Below are 18,968 nucleotides of genomic sequence, written 5' to 3' on the forward strand. Positions count from 1 at the left end.
CAGATATGAGTTCCCAGACGATCCAGACAAAACGCTGGTTCAGTAAAGAGTGGCTATTAGAACAAAAATCACTGATTGCGCTGCTGGTGCTGATTGCTGTGGTTTCGTCACTAAGCCCAAACTTTTTTACCCTTAATAATCTGTTCAATATTCTTCAGCAGACCTCCGTCAATGCCATTATGGCGGTGGGGATGACGCTGGTTATCCTGACTTCCGGCATTGATCTGTCGGTGGGATCACTACTGGCGCTGACTGGCGCGGTAGCGGCCTCAATTGTGGGGTTAGAAGTGAATGCCATGGTGGCGGTGGCTGCTGCATTGGCATTGGGGGCGTTTATTGGCGGCATTACCGGGGTGATTGTCGCCAAAGGTAAAGTGCAGGCATTTATCGCCACGCTGGTCATGATGCTGTTACTGCGCGGTGTAACCATGGTTTACACCAATGGTAGCCCAGTCAATACCGGTTTTACTGAAGTGGCAGATACCTTTGGCTGGTTCGGTATTGGTCGTCCCCTAGGTATACCCACTCCTATCTGGTTGATGGCTATCGTCTTTATTGCTGCCTGGTACATGCTGCACCACACCCGTTTGGGCCGCTATATCTATGCCTTGGGCGGTAATGAGTCAGCTACACGGCTCTCGGGTATCAGCGTCGATAAAGTTAAAATTATTGTTTATTCACTGTGTGGATTGTTAGCGGCCCTGGCGGGGATTATCGAAGTGGCCCGCTTATCATCAGCACAACCGACGGCCGGTACTGGCTATGAGTTGGATGCAATAGCCGCAGTAGTTCTGGGCGGAACCAGTCTTGCCGGGGGGAAAGGGCGGATCGTCGGCACCCTGATCGGCGCGTTAATCCTCGGCTTCTTAAATAACGGTTTGAATTTATTGGGTGTCTCCTCTTACTACCAAATGATCGTGAAAGCAGTGGTTATCCTGCTGGCGGTACTGGTAGATAACAAAAGCAGCAAATAACCTCTCTCCCTACAGGAATTGTGACCATGAAAATGAAGAAACTGGCTACCTTGATCTCTGTTGTTGCATTGAGCGCGACTGTGAGTGCTAACGCGCTGGCAAAAGACACTATCGCCTTGGTCGTTTCCACGCTGAATAACCCGTTCTTTGTTTCAATGAAAGAGGGTGCGCAAAAAGAAGCTGATAAGCTGGGCTACAACCTGGTGGTATTGGATTCACAAAATAACCCGGCTAAAGAGCTGGCGAATGTGCAGGACTTAACGGTTCGCGGCACGAAATTGCTGCTGATTAACCCAACTGACTCTGATGCGGTGGGTAATGCGGTGAAAATGGCTAATCAGGCGAAGATTCCGGTCATCACCCTTGACCGTCTGGCTAACGCCGGCACCGTGGTTAGCCACGTCGCGTCTGATAACCGTTTCGGCGGCAAAATGGCCGGTGACTTCATTGCTAAAAAATTGGGTAGTGATGCCAAAGTTATTCAGCTGGAAGGGATTGCGGGGGCCTCGGCGGCTCGTGAACGTGGCGAAGGCTTTAAACAGTCGATGGAAAAAAACAAATTCCAGCTGCTGGCCAGCCAGCCTGCTGACTTTGACCGCACCAAGGGCTTGAACGTCATGCAGAACTTGCTGACCGCTCATCCAACTGTACAGGCAGTGTTTGCCCAGAATGATGAGATGGCGCTGGGTGCGCTGCGCGCCTTGCAAACTGCCGGCAAAACAGATGTGTTAGTGGTCGGTTTTGATGGCACTGACGATGGTATCAAAGCGGTTGAGAGCGGCAAGCTGGGTGCTACCATCGCTCAACGCCCGGACCAAATTGGCGTCATTGGCATCCAAACTGCGGATAAAGTATTGAAAGGCGAGAAAGTCCAGGCCGTTATCCCAGTAGATCTGAAGTTAGTGACTAAATAATATCGTCATTCAATCAGTAGTTGTCATTCAATAAACCCAAGATAATTGGAGTTGCAGGTAGGCGGCAAGTGAATGACAAATCGGTGAAAACCGATTTGAACAGCATTTATGCTAGCCCGTAGGGTGAGCCTCTTTGAGGCTCATTAATCCCGATGAGCTTACTTAGGTAAGTGACTCGGGTGAGTGAACCTAGCTAACCCCCCTGCAACTTCAATGACAAAGGAATAAATACGATGGAAACAGGTAAGCTGGTGGTCTTGGGCAGCATCAATGCCGACCATATTCTGAATATTGAGCAGTTTCCGCGTCCAGGTGAAACGGTGATCGGGAAGCAGTATAAGGTTGCTTTCGGTGGCAAAGGGGCTAATCAGGCTGTTGCCGCTGGCCGTAGTGGGGCGAAAATCGCGTTTATTGCCTGTGTGGGTGAAGATGATATTGGTGAACGGGTGCGCCGGCAGTTAGCCAGCGATAATATTGATACGGCCCCTATTGAGGCTGTTGCGGGAACGACCACCGGTGTAGCGCTGATTTTCGTCAATGGTGAGGGCGAAAACGTCATTGGTATCAATGCTGGGGCCAACTCGGCAGTGACACCTGAATATCTTAGCCGCTATCAGCAGCAGGTTATTGCTGCCGATGCACTGCTGATGCAACTGGAATCTCCGCTCGATACCGTGATTGCCGCCGCTAAACTGGCAAAACAGCATCAAACTCAGGTTATTCTCAATCCGGCGCCTGCCCGTGAACTCCCCGACGAGCTGTTAGCGCTGGTGGATATGATCACCCCAAATGAGACCGAAGCTGAGCGCTTAACGGGTATTCATATTGAGCAGGATGATGATGCGGCGAAAGCAGCACAAATTCTGCATGATAAAGGCATCGCTACCGTGATTATTACCTTGGGTAGCCGTGGTGTCTGGCTCAGTGAACAGGGCAAGGGGAAATTGGTTGCTGGGTTCAAAGTTGATGCGGTGGATACTATTGCTGCTGGTGATACATTTAATGGCGCATTACTGACAGCGTTATTGGAAGGTCAATCGATGGACTTAGCCGTGCGCTTTGCTCATGCCGCTGCCGCGATCGCCGTGACTCGCTCTGGCGCGCAACCGTCCATTCCATGGCGTACCGAGATCGATAGCTTCTTACAAGGCCAGGTATAACTTTGGCCACCATGAAAGATGTCGCCCGTTTAGCGGGCGTATCAACCTCAACTGTTTCGCATGTGATTAATAAAAACCGCTTTGTTAGCGACCCTATTCGCGACAAAGTGCAGTCTGCAATCGCGCAGCTCAACTACGCCCCTTCCGCACTAGCCCGCAGTTTGAAACTCAAACAAACCCGCACCATCGGTATGCTGGTCACCGCCAGTAGCAACCCGTTCTATGCCGAAGTAGTCCGTGGTGTGGAGCGCAGTTGCTATGAGCGCGGTTATAGTTTGATTCTGTGTAATACCGAAGGCGATATTGATCGCATGAGCCGTAGCATTGAAACCCTGATGCAAAAGCGTGTCGATGGCTTGCTGCTGATGTGCACCGAAAGCCACCGCCCCTCTCAAGATATTCTGCGTTGTTACCCCTCATTGCCGATCATAATGATGGACTGGGCCCCGTTTGAAGGGGTGAACGATGTGATTCAGGATAACTCGCTATTTGGCGGGGAAATGGCAACCTCATATTTGATTGCCAGGGGATATACCCGAATCGCCTGCATTGCGGGTCCGCAAGACAAAACTCCGGCCAAAGAGCGTTTGGAAGGGTATCGCCAAGCCATGGCGCGCGCGGGTTTACCGGTACTTGTGGGTTATGAAGTCGCCAGTGATTTTGAATTTGGTGGTGGGTTGGCGGCGATGAAGCAGTTACTTGCCCTGCCGGAGCCACCCGATGCCGTCTTTACCAGCAACGATGCCATGGCGGTGGGGGTTTATCAGGCGTTACATCAGGCTGGATTATCGATCCCGCAAGATATGGCGGTGATTGGTTACGATGATATTGAAATCGCACAATATATGACACCGCCACTGACGACCATCCATCAGCCAAAAGATGACCTTGGCGAACTGGCAATTGATACGCTGATTCATCGGTTGAATAACCCGGAAGCGGAACCGCAAGTGCTGGTTCTCACTCCCGAGCTAATTGAACGTGGGTCGGTCGCTATCCGTTAAACTTCACTTTTTGCCGGGCGCGAGACTTTTTTCACATTGCGCCCCTGAATCAAATTGTCGCCATCTTTGGGTTTGAGTAATAGGAATACCATTGATGAAAGTAGTGTCACCACGCCCATGGTAATAAAGGTGTAGTGGAAGTGATCGACAGCACCACCAAACGACAACCCATCATAAAACCGCAATACCACCGCGCTAATTGCTACCCCAAAGCTGATCGCCAGCTGTTGGGTGACGGCCAGAACACTGTTACCCGAGCTGGCATTGTTATCGGTCAAGTCTGCCAAGGTGATGGTATTCATCGCGGTGAACTGAGTTGACATCGCCATACCCAATACAAAGAGTGGCAAGATCATCAGCCAGGGTGACATCCCCGGTGATTGCAGTGCAAACAAGGCTATCAGCACGCCGATAATGGCGGTAATGCCCACTAACACTGTGCGATAACCCAATGAACGTAATACCTGCGTCACGGCGGATTTTGCCATCATCGAACCAATGGCAGTCGGCGCCATCATGCAACCGGCAATAATGGCGGAATAACCAAAACCAACCTGCAACATCAATGGCATTAAGAATGGTACACAGCCGGTGCCTAACCGTGAGGCCACGTTACCGGCGATCCCAACAGAGAATGTGCGGGTTTTAAATAGCGGCAAACCAATTAATGGATTTGGATGGCCTTTGGCGTGGAATATATAGAAGAGCAACATCAATAAGCCACCAACCAGTGTCGCGGCGGGCAGATAATTGGCAATGTCTGGCCGCCCCATGATTTCCAAACTCACGGATATCAAAACTAAGCTGCTACCAAATAGCAGAAAGCCGATAAAATCAAAGGCGCGTTTGGGCATGGTGAAGTCGGGCATATATTTACGTGCGTAGATAATGCCCAATATGCCGATAGGTATATTAAGGATAAAAATCCAGTGCCAGGTGGCGTAGGTCACCAGTAGTCCGCCCAAGAGTGGCCCCATGACAGGGCCAATTAATCCGGGAATGGTGACAAAATTTAATACCGGCAACAATTCACTGCGCGGATAAGCTCGAATAAGCGCCAGTCTGGCGACGGGCATCATCATCGCCCCGCCGACACCTTGAATCACGCGGGAGGCAACCAGAAATGGCAGTGAACCTGAAAGTGCACACAGCAACGACCCCAGCGTAAAGAGAGAGACCGCCAAAATGAAAACTCTTCGGGTGCCAAAACGGTCTGCTAGCCAACCACTTACCGGAATCAGCATCGCGACTGTCAGGGTATAGCTGATAATCGCGGATTGCATGGTCAGTGGCGACCGATGGAGGCTTTCGGCGATTGATGGCAGTGCCGTATTCAGTATGGTGGCATCCAAAGCCTGCATAAAGAAAGCCATGGCGGCTATCCAAGGAAGACCCGCCATGCTGCGCGCAGATTTTATCATTGTCCGTCCTGATTAAATTGAGTGGGTGTGAGTACCCTCTATCTATATATAGATAAATAACATCTCGCCGCTACTCTTTCCCTGCTAATAACACCCGACAGGCTAATAAAGCACCTTGGCTATCATTTGCCAGAATCGCATCGACAATATCCTGATGCTGTTGCAGCTTAATCACCTCATCGCCGGTAATGGCGCGAAAATAGCTGTGATAAACCGAGCTAAACAAATTGGCGAACGAAGTCAAAAATGGATTACCGCTGGCTTCATAGATTAATTGATGAAACTGAGCATCCACCTCAATCCATCGTTCACGATTAAAGTGAGCATATAGCTCGCGCATCTCTGCGATTAATGAGGCTAACCGCACCCGCTGCTTATCATTGGCATTCACCGCCGCCAGGGCACAAGCTTGAGGCTCGAGTGATGTCCTTAATATAAGGAAGTGCTGCATCACTTGATCAAAGTTTTCTCGATTCATCCACCATGTCAGTAACTCCTGATCAAGGTAGTTCCAATTTGCTTGCGGCATAACTCGAGTGCCAATACGTGGGCGCGGTAATAACATCCCTTTTGCTGCGAGCATTTTCACTGCCTCACGAACGGCAGTACGACTAACACCAAATTGCTCACCCAACTCTATCTCGCCAGGCAGTATGCTACCGGCGACATATTCACCTGCGAGAATGCGCTGACCAATTTTTTCGGCCAATAGATATGAAAGATTGCGTTGGGCGGCCTGTTGTTGGGTATTTAGTTGCATGGTGATTTGTCCTATCTATCTTCTTATCTTTCTATTTTACTCTACAGATTCACTCTGGGATTGAATGTTTAGCTTAATAATTGTTTAAAAACCCGGCTATTACCCCATATTTGCTGAAAAAAAACACGGTTGAAAAGTTTTTTCAATTTAGGGGTTGCAGCCTGTCAGGAACTCCCTATAATGCGCCTCCACTGACCGGGAACAACGAAACAAACTTCGCCGGGTCAGGAAGAGAAAAGAACGCGTTTGAGTTCGAAAGAAATCAAATAACACCTTGACTCTTCAGCGGGAAAGCGTATTATCTGCCTCCCGCGTTACCGTAAGATTCGCTGAAAGGCCAACGGGTAACGAACGCTCTTTAACAATTTATCAGACAATCTGTGTGGGCACTCGCAAGACGATATCGAAGCCTGTTTCGGCAGGCAGAAGCAATATCAAAGTCTTGAAGAGTGACCAAAGCAGTACACATTTGAACTTCGGTTCGAATGCATATTTGCAGAAAGTAATCTTTGAGCATCGCTGCTTTCATTAGCAGCAAATCAAACAAATCTTAAATTGAAGAGTTTGATCATGGCTCAGATTGAACGCTGGCGGCAGGCCTAACACATGCAAGTCGAGCGGCAGCGGGAAGTAGTTTACTACTTTGCCGGCGAGCGGCGGACGGGTGAGTAATGTCTGGGGATCTGCCTGATGGAGGGGGATAACTACTGGAAACGGTAGCTAATACCGCATGACCTCGTAAGAGCAAAGTGGGGGACCTTCGGGCCTCACGCCATCGGATGAACCCAGATGGGATTAGCTAGTAGGTGGGGTAATGGCTCACCTAGGCGACGATCCCTAGCTGGTCTGAGAGGATGACCAGCCACACTGGAACTGAGACACGGTCCAGACTCCTACGGGAGGCAGCAGTGGGGAATATTGCACAATGGGCGCAAGCCTGATGCAGCCATGCCGCGTGTGTGAAGAAGGCCTTCGGGTTGTAAAGCACTTTCAGCGAGGAGGAAGGCAGTCGTGTTAATAGCACGATTGATTGACGTTACTCGCAGAAGAAGCACCGGCTAACTCCGTGCCAGCAGCCGCGGTAATACGGAGGGTGCAAGCGTTAATCGGAATTACTGGGCGTAAAGCGCACGCAGGCGGTTTGTTAAGTCAGATGTGAAATCCCCGCGCTTAACGTGGGAACTGCATTTGAAACTGGCAAGCTAGAGTCTTGTAGAGGGGGGTAGAATTCCAGGTGTAGCGGTGAAATGCGTAGAGATCTGGAGGAATACCGGTGGCGAAGGCGGCCCCCTGGACAAAGACTGACGCTCAGGTGCGAAAGCGTGGGGAGCAAACAGGATTAGATACCCTGGTAGTCCACGCTGTAAACGATGTCGACTTGGAGGTTGTGCCCTTGAGGCGTGGCTTCCGGAGCTAACGCGTTAAGTCGACCGCCTGGGGAGTACGGCCGCAAGGTTAAAACTCAAATGAATTGACGGGGGCCCGCACAAGCGGTGGAGCATGTGGTTTAATTCGATGCAACGCGAAGAACCTTACCTACTCTTGACATCCACAGAACTTAGCAGAGATGCTTCGGTGCCTTCGGGAACTGTGAGACAGGTGCTGCATGGCTGTCGTCAGCTCGTGTTGTGAAATGTTGGGTTAAGTCCCGCAACGAGCGCAACCCTTATCCTTTGTTGCCAGCACGTAATGGTGGGAACTCAAGGGAGACTGCCGGTGACAAACCGGAGGAAGGTGGGGATGACGTCAAGTCATCATGGCCCTTACGAGTAGGGCTACACACGTGCTACAATGGCAGATACAAAGTGAAGCGAACTCGCGAGAGCAAGCGGACCACATAAAGTCTGTCGTAGTCCGGATTGGAGTCTGCAACTCGACTCCATGAAGTCGGAATCGCTAGTAATCGTAGATCAGAATGCTACGGTGAATACGTTCCCGGGCCTTGTACACACCGCCCGTCACACCATGGGAGTGGGTTGCAAAAGAAGTAGGTAGCTTAACCTTCGGGAGGGCGCTTACCACTTTGTGATTCATGACTGGGGTGAAGTCGTAACAAGGTAACCGTAGGGGAACCTGCGGTTGGATCACCTCCTTACCTCACGATACGCATTGCGCAGTGTCCACACAGATTGTCTGATAGAAAGTAACGAGCAAATAAGGCCGGGCTGAGAGATTAGCCGGGCTTTAGTACCTTGTTGGGTCTGTAGCTCAGGTGGTTAGAGCGCACCCCTGATAAGGGTGAGGTCGGTGGTTCAAGTCCACTCAGACCCACCAACTCACCATTCCCTGTTGAGTTGCAGCAATAAGGTGATTTGCTTTTTATATGGGGCTATAGCTCAGCTGGGAGAGCGCCTGCCTTGCACGCAGGAGGTCAGCGGTTCGATCCCGCTTAGCTCCACCATATAAAAAACTATTTCAAAACGTACTGCGGTCGCAAGACACAGTGTGTTGTGAAATATTGCTCTTTAACAATCTGGAACAAGCTGAAAATTGAAACAATACAGCTGAAACTTATCTCTCCGTAGATGTACTGAGATAAGGAGTAGCCTGTATTAGAGTCTCTCAAATAATCGCAACGCAAGGGTCTGCAAAGACACCTTCGGGTTGTGAGGTTAAGCGACTAAGCGTACACGGTGGATGCCTAGGCAGTCAGAGGCGATGAAGGGCGTGCTAATCTGCGAAAAGCGTCGGTAAGCTGATATGAAGCGTTACAACCGACGATACCCGAATGGGGAAACCCAGTGCAATTCGTTGCACTATTGCATGGTGAATACATAGCCATGCAAGGCGAACCGGGGGAACTGAAACATCTAAGTACCCCGAGGAAAAGAAATCAACCGAGATTCCCCCAGTAGCGGCGAGCGAACGGGGAAGAGCCCAGAGTCTGAATCAGTTTATGTGTTAGTGGAAGCGTCTGGAAAGTCGCACGGTACAGGGTGATAGTCCCGTACACAAAAATGCATATTCTGTGAACTCGATGAGTAGGGCGGGACACGTGACATCCTGTCTGAATATGGGGGGACCATCCTCCAAGGCTAAATACTCCTGACTGACCGATAGTGAACCAGTACCGTGAGGGAAAGGCGAAAAGAACCCCGGCGAGGGGAGTGAAATAGAACCTGAAACCGTGTACGTACAAGCAGTGGGAGCACCTTCGTGGTGTGACTGCGTACCTTTTGTATAATGGGTCAGCGACTTATATTTTGTAGCAAGGTTAACCGAATAGGGGAGCCGTAGGGAAACCGAGTCTTAACTGGGCGTCTAGTTGCAAGGTATAGACCCGAAACCCGGTGATCTAGCCATGGGCAGGTTGAAGGTTGGGTAACACTAACTGGAGGACCGAACCGACTAATGTTGAAAAATTAGCGGATGACTTGTGGCTGGGGGTGAAAGGCCAATCAAACCGGGAGATAGCTGGTTCTCCCCGAAAGCTATTTAGGTAGCGCCTCGTGAACTCATCTTCGGGGGTAGAGCACTGTTTCGGCTAGGGGGTCATCCCGACTTACCAAACCGATGCAAACTCCGAATACCGAAGAATGTTATCACGGGAGACACACGGCGGGTGCTAACGTCCGTCGTGAAGAGGGAAACAACCCAGACCGCCAGCTAAGGTCCCAAAGTCATGGTTAAGTGGGAAACGATGTGGGAAGGCACAGACAGCCAGGATGTTGGCTTAGAAGCAGCCATCATTTAAAGAAAGCGTAATAGCTCACTGGTCGAGTCGGCCTGCGCGGAAGATGTAACGGGGCTAAACCATGCACCGAAGCTGCGGCAGCGACACTTAGGTGTTGTTGGGTAGGGGAGCGTTCTGTAAGCCGTTGAAGGTGACCTGTGAGGGTTGCTGGAGGTATCAGAAGTGCGAATGCTGACATAAGTAACGATAATGCGGGTGAAAAACCCGCACGCCGGAAGACCAAGGGTTCCTGTCCAACGTTAATCGGGGCAGGGTGAGTCGACCCCTAAGGCGAGGCTGAAAAGCGTAGTCGATGGGAAACAGGTTAATATTCCTGTACTTGGTGTTACTGCGAAGGGGGGACGGAGAAGGCTAGGCTATCCGGGCGACGGTTGTCCCGGTTTAAGCATGTAGGCGGAGTGACCAGGTAAATCCGGTTGCTTATCAACGCTGAGGTGTGATGACGAGCCACTACGGTGGTGAAGTAGTTGATGCCAAGCTTCCAGGAAAAGCCTCTAAGCATCAGGTAACATTAAATCGTACCCCAAACCGACACAGGTGGTCAGGTAGAGAATACTCAGGCGCTTGAGAGAACTCGGGTGAAGGAACTAGGCAAAATGGTGCCGTAACTTCGGGAGAAGGCACGCTGGCGGTAGGTGAAGAGACTTGCTCTCGGAGCTGAAGCCAGTCGCAGATACCAGCTGGCTGCAACTGTTTAATAAAAACACAGCACTGTGCAAACACGAAAGTGGACGTATACGGTGTGACGCCTGCCCGGTGCTGGAAGGTTAATTGATGGGGTCAGCCGCAAGGCGAAGCTCTTGATCGAAGCCCCAGTAAACGGCGGCCGTAACTATAACGGTCCTAAGGTAGCGAAATTCCTTGTCGGGTAAGTTCCGACCTGCACGAATGGCGTAATGATGGCCAGGCTGTCTCCACCCGAGACTCAGTGAAATTGAACTCGCTGTGAAGATGCAGTGTACCCGCGGCAAGACGGAAAGACCCCGTGAACCTTTACTATAGCTTGACACTGAACATTGAGCCTTGATGTGTAGGATAGGTGGGAGGCATTGAAGTGTGGACGCCAGTCTGCATGGAGCCAACCTTGAAATACCACCCTTTAATGTTTGATGTTCTAACTCGGCCCCATAATCTGGGGTGAGGACAGTGTCTGGTGGGTAGTTTGACTGGGGCGGTCTCCTCCCAAAGAGTAACGGAGGAGCACGAAGGTTAGCTAATCACGGTCGGACATCGTGAGGTTAGTGCAAAGGCATAAGCTAGCTTGACTGCGAGAGTGACGGCTCGAGCAGGTACGAAAGTAGGTCTTAGTGATCCGGTGGTTCTGAATGGAAGGGCCATCGCTCAACGGATAAAAGGTACTCCGGGGATAACAGGCTGATACCGCCCAAGAGTTCATATCGACGGCGGTGTTTGGCACCTCGATGTCGGCTCATCACATCCTGGGGCTGAAGTAGGTCCCAAGGGTATGGCTGTTCGCCATTTAAAGTGGTACGCGAGCTGGGTTTAGAACGTCGTGAGACAGTTCGGTCCCTATCTGCCGTGGGCGTTGGAAGATTGAGAGGGGCTGCTCCTAGTACGAGAGGACCGGAGTGGACGAATCACTGGTGTTCGGGTTGTCATGCCAATGGCATTGCCCGGTAGCTAAATTCGGAAGAGATAACCGCTGAAAGCATCTAAGCGGGAAACTTGCCTCGAGATGAGTCTTCCCTGGGGCTTTAAGCCCCCTGAAGGAACGTTAAAGACTATGACGTTGATAGGCTGGGTGTGTAAGTGCAGCGATGCATTGAGCTAACCAGTACTAATGATCCGTGAGGCTTAACCTTACAACACCAAAGGTGTTTTGGTGGTTTGAGAGAGAGAGATTTTCAGCGAAGTTCCGAGATTGGGCTGACTGGCTGCACGATATATTATTGTGAAGCGGGTGAGTTAAAACAGAATTTGCCTGGCGGCCATAGCGCGGTGGTCCCACCTGATCCCATGCCGAACTCAGAAGTGAAACGCCGTAGCGCCGATGGTAGTGTGGGGTCTCCCCATGCGAGAGTAGGACACTGCCAGGCATCAAATCAAGCCGAAACCCCATGCCAAAAGCGTGGGGTTTTTGCTATGTATAAAAAGACAAAAACCGGCCAGACTGCTGACAAACCTCGATGACTCGATCGATAACAGTGGGGATGGGCAGAAGAGTAAAGCGTCCGCGCCAGGGATGGTGCGGCTCGAGCATGGGATACGACAAATTGCGAATGCAGTTTGAACAGTGCCTGTGCTGGCCGCGGAGGGGCGAGGCTCATCCTAAAGTTGAGACGAATATTATCTAGCATAAAATATGAGTGGAGCATAAACCTGTTAGCGTTCAGGTAAAATCGCCATTCAGTTTTACTTCCTATCAATTCTCGTTAACCAATCGCAAATATAATCTGCGATCTCTTCTGGCTGGTTAATATCCAATTGCTCTACGGTACTCACTATCGGTTTGTCGCTCGCTAAAGCGATAACATATTTATCAATCAAGTCAGTGAATGGTTTACCCACAGCTTCTCTATAAAGTGCGATTTTGCTGATCGGTTCATGTTTAAAACCTTCAACTAAGATGAGATCGATGGTTGAGGCATCTAGCCGACTGGCAAGGTAGTGAAGATCTAAAGGGGGCGACTCTGGTGTTTCCGTCATTAATGCCCAACGGCAATCACTCGCAACCAGAGTCTGATGAGCGCCGGCTTTACGTAATTCATAGCTATCCTTCCCTGGCGTATCAATTTCCATATTGTGATGTGTATGTTTGATTAAGCCGACTCGGATTTGGCGCTGTTGCAGTAAGGGGATTAGACTTTTTAGTAACGTAGTTTTTCCTGTGCCACTGTATGCGGCTATACCTAATAGCGGCGGTATCTTTTGGCTCATAACGGCCCTCTTCTATCTTGTTCCCATAAGTCACAATCTGCGGGGGTATTTAGGTTGCTGAATGGGTTGGCTTGCCCACTGAAAACTACGGGTTGAGCATTCATGCTCTCCATCAATATCATTAGTTTACGATCTCCTTTTGCCAGAAATTCAGCAAGCAGTGGCTTCAAGCTGACATGCATTAAGGCCAATGTTGGGTGTGCTCGCTCACCATCATGAGCATAAGCCGCCAGTGTTTGCCCTTTCCCGTGCCAAAGCTGATAGACCAAATTGATAGGCAGTGTCGGAACATCGCAGGGAGCAAAAACAACCCATTCTGTAGGTGAATGACTCAGTCCTGCATGCATACCTGCCAGCGGCCCTACAAAGCCAGGAATGATATCGCTGATGACTGGTATGCCACTTTCTTGATACAACGCCTGATTACGATTAGCATTAATTAGCATGTGGTGAACCTGAGGTTTTAATCGCTCAATCACATATTGAAACAGCGGTTTGCCATGAAGAATAATCAGTCCTTTATCGTTTCCGCCCATTCGGGAAGAACGACCGCCTGCAAGAATAACGCCTGTTATATTGGGCTGCATTTCTATCACTCCGCTACATTCAACTTACTGACGAATTGTATCTTTAAATAGGAGAGGAGGTCAGGATTTACTTTTATTGACAGTAAGCTATCTTTCCCTGTGTGAATATCCCTGCTACTTTGTCTGCATATTTTTGAATAAGGTAGATTTGCTATGAAATGCCATCGTGTTAATGAATTGATTGAGCTTTTACATCCGGCCTGGCAGCAAGAGCCTGACTTAAATTTGGTACAGTTTTTACAAAAATTGGCCGCTGAAGCTGGTTTTGAAGGTGAGTTTTCAGATCTAACCGACGATATTCTTATTTATCATCTGAAAATGCGTGGTTCGGCGTCGACAGAAGTGATCCCAGGACTGAAAAAAGATTTCGAAGAAGATTTTAAAACTGCCATATTGCGCGCTCGTGGCGTCATTAAAGATTAGTCATACTCCTTATCTGCGTAGATTAGGGCTTTGATGATACTATTTCTTATTCTCAGCGCGTCGCTGTCACTTATATAGACTGAATGTTGTTATGAACAGCTCTGCCTTTAATTTTCAGACGTTGTCTCCTGACCTAATTATGGATGCCCTTGAAGGGGTAGGATTACGGGTGGATTCAGGATTAACCGCGCTTAACAGTTACGAAAACCGCGTTTATCAGTTTATGGATGAAGATCGTAAACGTTACGTGGTGAAGTTTTATCGTCCTGAGCGCTGGAACAGCGAACAAATCACCGAAGAACATCAGTTCTCGCTTGATTTAGCAGAGTCGGAGATCCCGGTGATTGCCCCATTGCAGCTTAATGGGCACACCTTGCATACTCATAATGGGTTTTTCTTTGCGGTATTCCCAAGTGTCGGTGGCCGCCAGTATGAGATAGATAATCTTGATCAGTTAGAGTGGGTTGGCCGTTTTCTGGGGCGAATTCATCAGGTGGGTAGCGATAAACTTTTTGTGGTCCGCTCAACTATCGGTATCGAAGAGTATCTGACAGAACCGCGCCAGTTGTTGGCCAGCAGTAGTTTGGTGCCAGCAAAACAGCGAGATAAGTTTCTGGCTGCGACCGATCTATTGATCAGCACAATTAAGCACTATTGGCACACCGATTGGCAGCCACTGCGGCTACATGGCGACTGCCACCCAGGTAATATTTTATGGCGTGATGGGCCGATGTTTGTCGACCTGGATGATGCCAGAAATGGCCCAGCTATTCAGGATCTCTGGATGCTATTACATGGTGAACGAAGTGAGCAGTTGATCCAGTTGGATATTTTACTGGAAGCCTATGGCGAGTTTGCTGATTTTGATCAGCGTGAATTGGCATTGATTGAACCTTTACGCGCGATGCGGATGGTTTATTACCTTGCATGGGTTGCCAGACGTTGGCAGGACCCGGCATTCCCTAAAAGTTTTCCGTGGATGGCGGAGTCTGATTTTTGGTTACAGCAGACTGCATCATTTACAGAGCAGGTTAAGCTGTTGCAGGCCCCGCCTTTGCAGCTGATGCCAATGTACTAAAGTTAAGATAATGGAGATCGTTATAGTATGAAAAATGTTTGGTTAGCTCTCGTTGGCATGGTGATGGCATTCAGTGCATCAGCCGCACAATTTACTGACGGTACTCAGTACCAGACGTTAAACAAACCAGTAACGGGTGAGCCTCAGGTTTTAGAGTTTTTCTCTTTCTACTGCCCACACTGTTATCAGTTTGAAGAAATTTACCATGTTCCGCAGGCAGTAAAAAAAGCACTGCCAGAAGGGACTAAAATGACCCGTTATCATGTTGAGTTCCTTGGCCCATTGGGTAAACAATTGACTCAAGCATGGGCTGTTGCCATGGCGTTGGGCGTTGAAGAGAAGATCACGCCACTGATGTTTGAAGGCGTACAGAAAACCCAAACTGTTCAGACCCCGGATGACATTCGTAATGTCTTTATCAAAGCCGGTGTGAGTGGTGAAGACTACGATGCGGCATTAAACAGCTTTGTGGTTAAGTCATTGGTTGTTCAGCAGCAAAAAGCGGCTGAAGATTTAGAATTACGCGGCGTTCCAGCCATGTTTGTTAATGGCAAATATATGATTAAGAACGATGGTATGGATACCAGTTCAATGGATATCTATGTCAAACAGTATGCGGATGTTGTTAAGTTCCTGCTGACCCAAAAGTAATTATACGTAAAGAGGCGCTAGCTTTAGTTAGCGTCTCATTTACTTTTTTCTCTGTGTTGTACTGCGTCTCGCACAATTCTATTTCTTTCTCTGCTGCAAAATCATCATATTATCTAAAGTAATAGCTGCGTGATTGAATACCGACTATCTATTTTTAAGGGTGTTACTTTCAATCCATTTATCTATTTCTGTGATGGTTGAGTATAGATATTCGTGATGTAAAAATGCCAAAAAGCTTGCTGAGGCTAATAAAAAAAGATGTGAGATAATACACCCATAAGTAAAATTTATTTATCTTAAGCTCAAGACTAAATAAGTAATATCCACAATTTAGATAAAATAAAAATGACTGTAAAATAGAAAGGCATCAATCATAACTACATGATTATACTTAATTTAATTATTAATCCTGTAAAAGATGACAAATAAATATAATCTGCACATGCTTTTACTCACAAAGTTATCCACAGAAAGGATCTTCAAGATCTCTGAGCAAAATGCTCTCTTTCGCACAAGAATGGACGCTAAGATTCGTCTCTTGCCGCCAGCTATGGCATTCTTAGCGTCAGACCTTGCTGAATAAAGATGAAGAAACTCTATGGCCCAGATTGCAGAAAACCCATTGATCCTCGTTGACGGTTCCTCTTACCTCTATCGCGCATACCATGCCTTCCCACCGTTGACCAATGGCAGTGGTGAACCAACGGGCGCGATGTATGGCGTGTTGAACATGTTGCGCAGTCTGTTGCTGCAATATCGTCCCAGCCATGTTGCGGTCGTTTTTGATGCTAAAGGTAAAACATTCCGTGATGAGTTGTTCGCCGAATATAAGTCCCACCGTCCACCGATGCCCGATGATTTACGGTCGCAAATAGAACCGCTCCATCAAATGGTAAAGGCGATGGGATTGCCTTTATTGGTTGTTTCCGGGGTAGAAGCGGATGATGTTATTGGCACTCTGGCGCAAGAAGCAGAAAAAGCAGGTCATTCAGTATTAATTAGTACCGGTGATAAAGATATGGCGCAATTAGTTACGCCGAATATCACTCTTATTAATACAATGAACAATGCTATTTTAGGGCCACAGGAAGTGTGTGAAAAATATGGCGTTCCTCCTGAACTGATTATTGATTTTCTGGCCCTGATGGGGGATTCATCAGACAATATTCCTGGCGTCCCCGGTGTTGGTGAAAAGACAGCGCAGGCTTTATTGCAAGGCTTGGGTGGATTAGATTCGCTATTTAGTAATTTGGATAAAATACCCACGCTAACATTCCGTGGCGCTAAAACTATGTCTGCCAAATTAGAGCAGAATAAGGATGTCGCCTATCTCTCCTATAAGCTCGCCACCATCAAAACGGATGTCGAACTGGATGTGACTTGCGACGAGCTAACTGTCTCACCACCGGATGATGAGCAGCTGCATCAATTATTCAGCCGCTATGAATTCAAGCGCTGGTTAGCCGATGTCGAAGCGGGCAAATGGCTGGATGGCAAAAAAGAGCGGCCAACGGGGCAGACCAGTAATAAAGCCTTTGTGGCAGCAGAACCCGCTCCTGCGGCTGAAGTCACCGCCGTGCTATCGCAAGAGAACTACCAGACTATTTTGGATGAGAAATCCTTAGCCGACTGGATCGAGCGCCTTAAAAAGTCGGAGGTGTTCGCGTTTGATACTGAAACCGACGGCCTCGATACCCTTAGCAGTAACTTAATTGGCCTCTCTTTCGCGGTCGCACCGGGTGAAGCGGCTTATCTGCCATTAGCACATGATTATCTGGATGCTCCCGCACAGCTTGATCGTGACTGGGTTCTCGCGACCCTAAAACCGCTACTGGAAGATGAAAAAGCCCTTAAAGTGGGGCAAAACCTCAAATTTGATCAAAGCATGTTGGCGCGTTATGGCATTGAGCTGCGCGGTATCGCATTCGATACCATGCTGGAATCTTATGTTTTAAACAGCGTTGCTGGTCGTCATGATATGGATAGCTTGGCGGAGCGTTACCTCAACCATAAAACCATCACCTTTGAAGAGATTGCCGGTAAAGGCAAAAATCAGCTGACATTCAACCAGATTGCGCTGGAGGAGGCGGGGCCTTATGCATCAGAAGATGCCGACGTCACCCTACAGCTGCATCTGGTGCTGTGGCCTAAGTTGCAGGAGAGTGAAGGTCTGAAGCGGGTATTCCAAGAGATTGAGATGCCACTGCTGCCGATTTTGTCCCGCATTGAGCGCACCGGCGTATTAATTGACCAAAATATATTAGCTGCGCACTCAAAAGAGCTGACCATTCGCCTTGATGAGCTGGAAAAACAGGCCCATGAACTGGCGGAAGAGCCATTCAATCTGGCGTCACCTAAGCAGCTACAGGTGATTTTGTATGAAAAACAGAAACTGCCTATCTTGAAAAAAACGCCAGGCGGCGCGGCGTCGACTAACGAAGAAGTGCTGGCGGAGTTGGCGCTGGATTATCCTCTACCGAAAGTGATCCTCGAATATCGCGGCTTGGCGAAACTGAAAAGTACTTATACCGACAAGCTACCGCTGATGATTAACCCGGTTTCGGGCCGTGTCCATACCTCTTATCATCAGGCGGTGACGGCCACCGGGCGTCTCTCCTCCCGTGATCCTAACCTGCAAAACATACCGGTGCGAAATGAAGAAGGGCGTCGTATACGTCAGGCTTTTATTGCGCCGAAAGGTTACCGCATCATGGCGGCCGACTACTCACAGATTGAGCTACGCATCATGGCGCATCTGTCGCAGGATGAAGGGCTATTGGCTGCGTTTGCGGCGGGTAAAGATATTCATCGCGCTACAGCGGCAGAAGTCTTTGGTTTGCCATTGGAAAAAGTCACAACCGAACAGCGCCGTAGCGCCAAAGCAATTAACTTTGGCCTGATTTATGGCATGAGTGCCTTTGGTCTGGCACGGCAGCTGAACATTCCTCGTGGCGAGGCACAGCGTTACATGGATCTCTACTTTGAGCGCTATCCGGGTGTGCTGGAATATATGGAGCGCACGCGCAAACAAGCCGCTGACCAGGGCTACGTCACCACACTGGATGGCCGCCGTCTCTATCTACCTGATATTCACTCGCGTAATGCCAACCGCCGTAAGGCGGCTGAACGTGAAGCGATCAACGCCCCCATGCAAGGCACTGCTGCGGATATTATTAAACGCGCGATGATTGCCGTGGATGCCTGGTTACAGCAAGAGTCTGAACCTTTGGTGCGGGTTATCATGCAGGTACACGATGAATTGGTATTTGAAGTGCACGAGAGTGTATTGGAAAGCGCTGAACAGAAAATCCGTGAGTTGATGGAACAGAGTATGCAACTGGCGGTGCCGCTGAAGGTTGACGTGGGGGTTGGCGACAACTGGGATCAAGCTCATTAGTTGTATG

At 49.1% G+C, this 18,968-nt stretch carries 12 protein-coding genes, 2 tRNA genes and 3 rRNA genes; 13 read left to right on the forward strand and 4 right to left on the reverse strand.

Annotated elements, in window-relative coordinates:
- Positions 1-5 precede the first annotated feature (5 nt).
- From rbsC to rbsR, 4 genes are all read left to right on the forward strand, one after another.
- Positions 6-974, forward strand: coding sequence for a ribose ABC transporter permease (gene rbsC, locus HRK25_RS06220; RefSeq protein WP_005271463.1), 969 nt, complete (start codon positions 6-8; stop codon positions 972-974).
- Between the two features lie 26 nt (positions 975-1,000).
- Positions 1,001-1,888, forward strand: coding sequence for a ribose ABC transporter substrate-binding protein RbsB (gene rbsB / locus HRK25_RS06225; protein WP_032896678.1), 888 nt, complete (start codon positions 1,001-1,003; stop codon positions 1,886-1,888).
- A 233-nt stretch (positions 1,889-2,121) separates the two neighbouring features.
- Complete coding sequence (rbsK, locus tag HRK25_RS06230) at positions 2,122-3,048, forward strand: ribokinase (RefSeq protein ID WP_005271459.1); 927 nt, start codon at positions 2,122-2,124, stop codon at positions 3,046-3,048.
- 2 nt (positions 3,049-3,050) lie between these two features.
- On the forward strand, positions 3,051-4,052 hold the full coding sequence (gene rbsR, locus HRK25_RS06235) for a ribose operon transcriptional repressor RbsR (protein WP_032896676.1): 1,002 nt from the start codon (positions 3,051-3,053) through the stop codon (positions 4,050-4,052).
- Here rbsR and mdtD read toward each other — a convergent pair.
- Both mdtD and HRK25_RS06245 read right to left on the reverse strand, forming a co-directional pair.
- Positions 4,049-5,473 carry a multidrug transporter subunit MdtD gene (gene mdtD / locus HRK25_RS06240; protein ID WP_005271457.1) on the reverse strand — a complete coding sequence of 475 codons (1,425 nt, stop codon included), beginning with the start codon at positions 5,471-5,473 and terminating at the stop codon, positions 4,049-4,051. The two genes, rbsR and mdtD, sit on opposite strands and share 4 nt — an antisense overlap.
- A 70-nt stretch (positions 5,474-5,543) precedes the next feature.
- Positions 5,544-6,233, reverse strand: coding sequence for a FadR/GntR family transcriptional regulator (locus tag HRK25_RS06245; RefSeq protein WP_005271454.1), 690 nt, complete (start codon positions 6,231-6,233; stop codon positions 5,544-5,546).
- A gap of 552 nt (positions 6,234-6,785) precedes the next feature.
- Between HRK25_RS06245 and HRK25_RS06250 the strand changes: the two genes are divergently transcribed.
- The 5 genes from HRK25_RS06250 to rrf all read left to right on the forward strand — a co-directional run bounded on the left by HRK25_RS06250 (position 6,786) and on the right by rrf (position 11,984).
- Positions 6,786-8,328, forward strand: a 16S ribosomal RNA gene (locus HRK25_RS06250).
- Positions 8,329-8,430: 102 nt separating this feature from the next.
- Positions 8,431-8,507, forward strand: a tRNA-Ile gene (locus tag HRK25_RS06255).
- Positions 8,508-8,558: 51 nt separating this feature from the next.
- Positions 8,559-8,634: transfer RNA gene (locus HRK25_RS06260), tRNA-Ala, on the forward strand.
- Between the two features lie 209 nt (positions 8,635-8,843).
- A 23S ribosomal RNA gene (locus tag HRK25_RS06265) occupies positions 8,844-11,750 on the forward strand.
- Positions 11,751-11,868: 118 nt separating this feature from the next.
- Positions 11,869-11,984 (forward strand): 5S ribosomal RNA (gene rrf / locus HRK25_RS06270).
- The 16S, 23S and 5S rRNA genes sit together here with 2 tRNA genes alongside, the layout of an rRNA operon.
- A 316-nt stretch (positions 11,985-12,300) precedes the next feature.
- On the opposite strand, the gene mobB is transcribed toward rrf, so the two are convergent.
- Positions 12,301-12,825: a molybdopterin-guanine dinucleotide biosynthesis protein MobB gene (gene mobB / locus HRK25_RS06275; RefSeq protein ID WP_032898614.1), complete on the reverse strand. Its 525-nt coding sequence runs from the start codon at positions 12,823-12,825 to the stop codon at positions 12,301-12,303.
- Positions 12,822-13,412 (reverse strand): molybdenum cofactor guanylyltransferase MobA, encoded by a 591-nt coding sequence (gene mobA / locus HRK25_RS06280; RefSeq protein ID WP_032898613.1) that lies wholly within the window; start codon positions 13,410-13,412, stop codon positions 12,822-12,824. The genes mobB and mobA overlap by 4 nt, the downstream gene beginning before the upstream one ends.
- A 153-nt stretch (positions 13,413-13,565) precedes the next feature.
- On the opposite strand from mobA, the gene HRK25_RS06285 reads away from it, so the two are divergent.
- The 4 genes from HRK25_RS06285 (at position 13,566) to polA (ending at position 18,961) form a co-directional block, all read left to right on the forward strand.
- On the forward strand, positions 13,566-13,835 hold the full coding sequence (locus tag HRK25_RS06285) for a YihD family protein (protein ID WP_005277758.1): 270 nt from the start codon (positions 13,566-13,568) through the stop codon (positions 13,833-13,835).
- A gap of 91 nt (positions 13,836-13,926) precedes the next feature.
- The gene (locus tag HRK25_RS06290) at positions 13,927-14,913 is read left to right on the forward strand and encodes a serine/threonine protein kinase (protein ID WP_032898611.1); all 987 of its coding nucleotides are present in this window, start codon (positions 13,927-13,929) and stop codon (positions 14,911-14,913) included.
- A gap of 27 nt (positions 14,914-14,940) precedes the next feature.
- The gene (gene dsbA, locus HRK25_RS06295) at positions 14,941-15,564 is read left to right on the forward strand and encodes a thiol:disulfide interchange protein DsbA (RefSeq protein ID WP_005277752.1); all 624 of its coding nucleotides are present in this window, start codon (positions 14,941-14,943) and stop codon (positions 15,562-15,564) included.
- 598 nt (positions 15,565-16,162) lie between these two features.
- Positions 16,163-18,961 (forward strand): DNA polymerase I, encoded by a 2,799-nt coding sequence (gene polA / locus HRK25_RS06300; protein WP_005277749.1) that lies wholly within the window; start codon positions 16,163-16,165, stop codon positions 18,959-18,961.
- Positions 18,962-18,968 lie beyond the last annotated feature (7 nt).

The sequence above is a fragment of the Yersinia bercovieri ATCC 43970 genome (assembly GCF_013282745.1).
Classification (GTDB): domain Bacteria; phylum Pseudomonadota; class Gammaproteobacteria; order Enterobacterales; family Enterobacteriaceae; genus Yersinia; species Yersinia bercovieri.

Coding starts and splice junctions, on each gene's coding strand:
- rbsC (WP_005271463.1), top strand. CDS start 6: ATGAGTTCCCAGACGATCCAGACAAAACGCTGGTTCAGTAAAGAGTGG.
- rbsB (WP_032896678.1), top strand. CDS start 1,001: ATGAAAATGAAGAAACTGGCTACCTTGATCTCTGTTGTTGCATTGAGC.
- rbsK (WP_005271459.1), top strand. CDS start 2,122: ATGGAAACAGGTAAGCTGGTGGTCTTGGGCAGCATCAATGCCGACCAT.
- mdtD (WP_005271457.1), bottom strand. CDS start 5,473: ATGATAAAATCTGCGCGCAGCATGGCGGGTCTTCCTTGGATAGCCGCC.
- HRK25_RS06245 (WP_005271454.1), bottom strand. CDS start 6,233: ATGCAACTAAATACCCAACAACAGGCCGCCCAACGCAATCTTTCATAT.
- mobB (WP_032898614.1), bottom strand. CDS start 12,825: ATGAGCCAAAAGATACCGCCGCTATTAGGTATAGCCGCATACAGTGGC.
- mobA (WP_032898613.1), bottom strand. CDS start 13,412: ATGCAGCCCAATATAACAGGCGTTATTCTTGCAGGCGGTCGTTCTTCC.
- HRK25_RS06285 (WP_005277758.1), top strand. CDS start 13,566: ATGAAATGCCATCGTGTTAATGAATTGATTGAGCTTTTACATCCGGCC.
- HRK25_RS06290 (WP_032898611.1), top strand. CDS start 13,927: ATGAACAGCTCTGCCTTTAATTTTCAGACGTTGTCTCCTGACCTAATT.
- dsbA (WP_005277752.1), top strand. CDS start 14,941: ATGAAAAATGTTTGGTTAGCTCTCGTTGGCATGGTGATGGCATTCAGT.
- polA (WP_005277749.1), top strand. CDS start 16,163: ATGGCCCAGATTGCAGAAAACCCATTGATCCTCGTTGACGGTTCCTCT.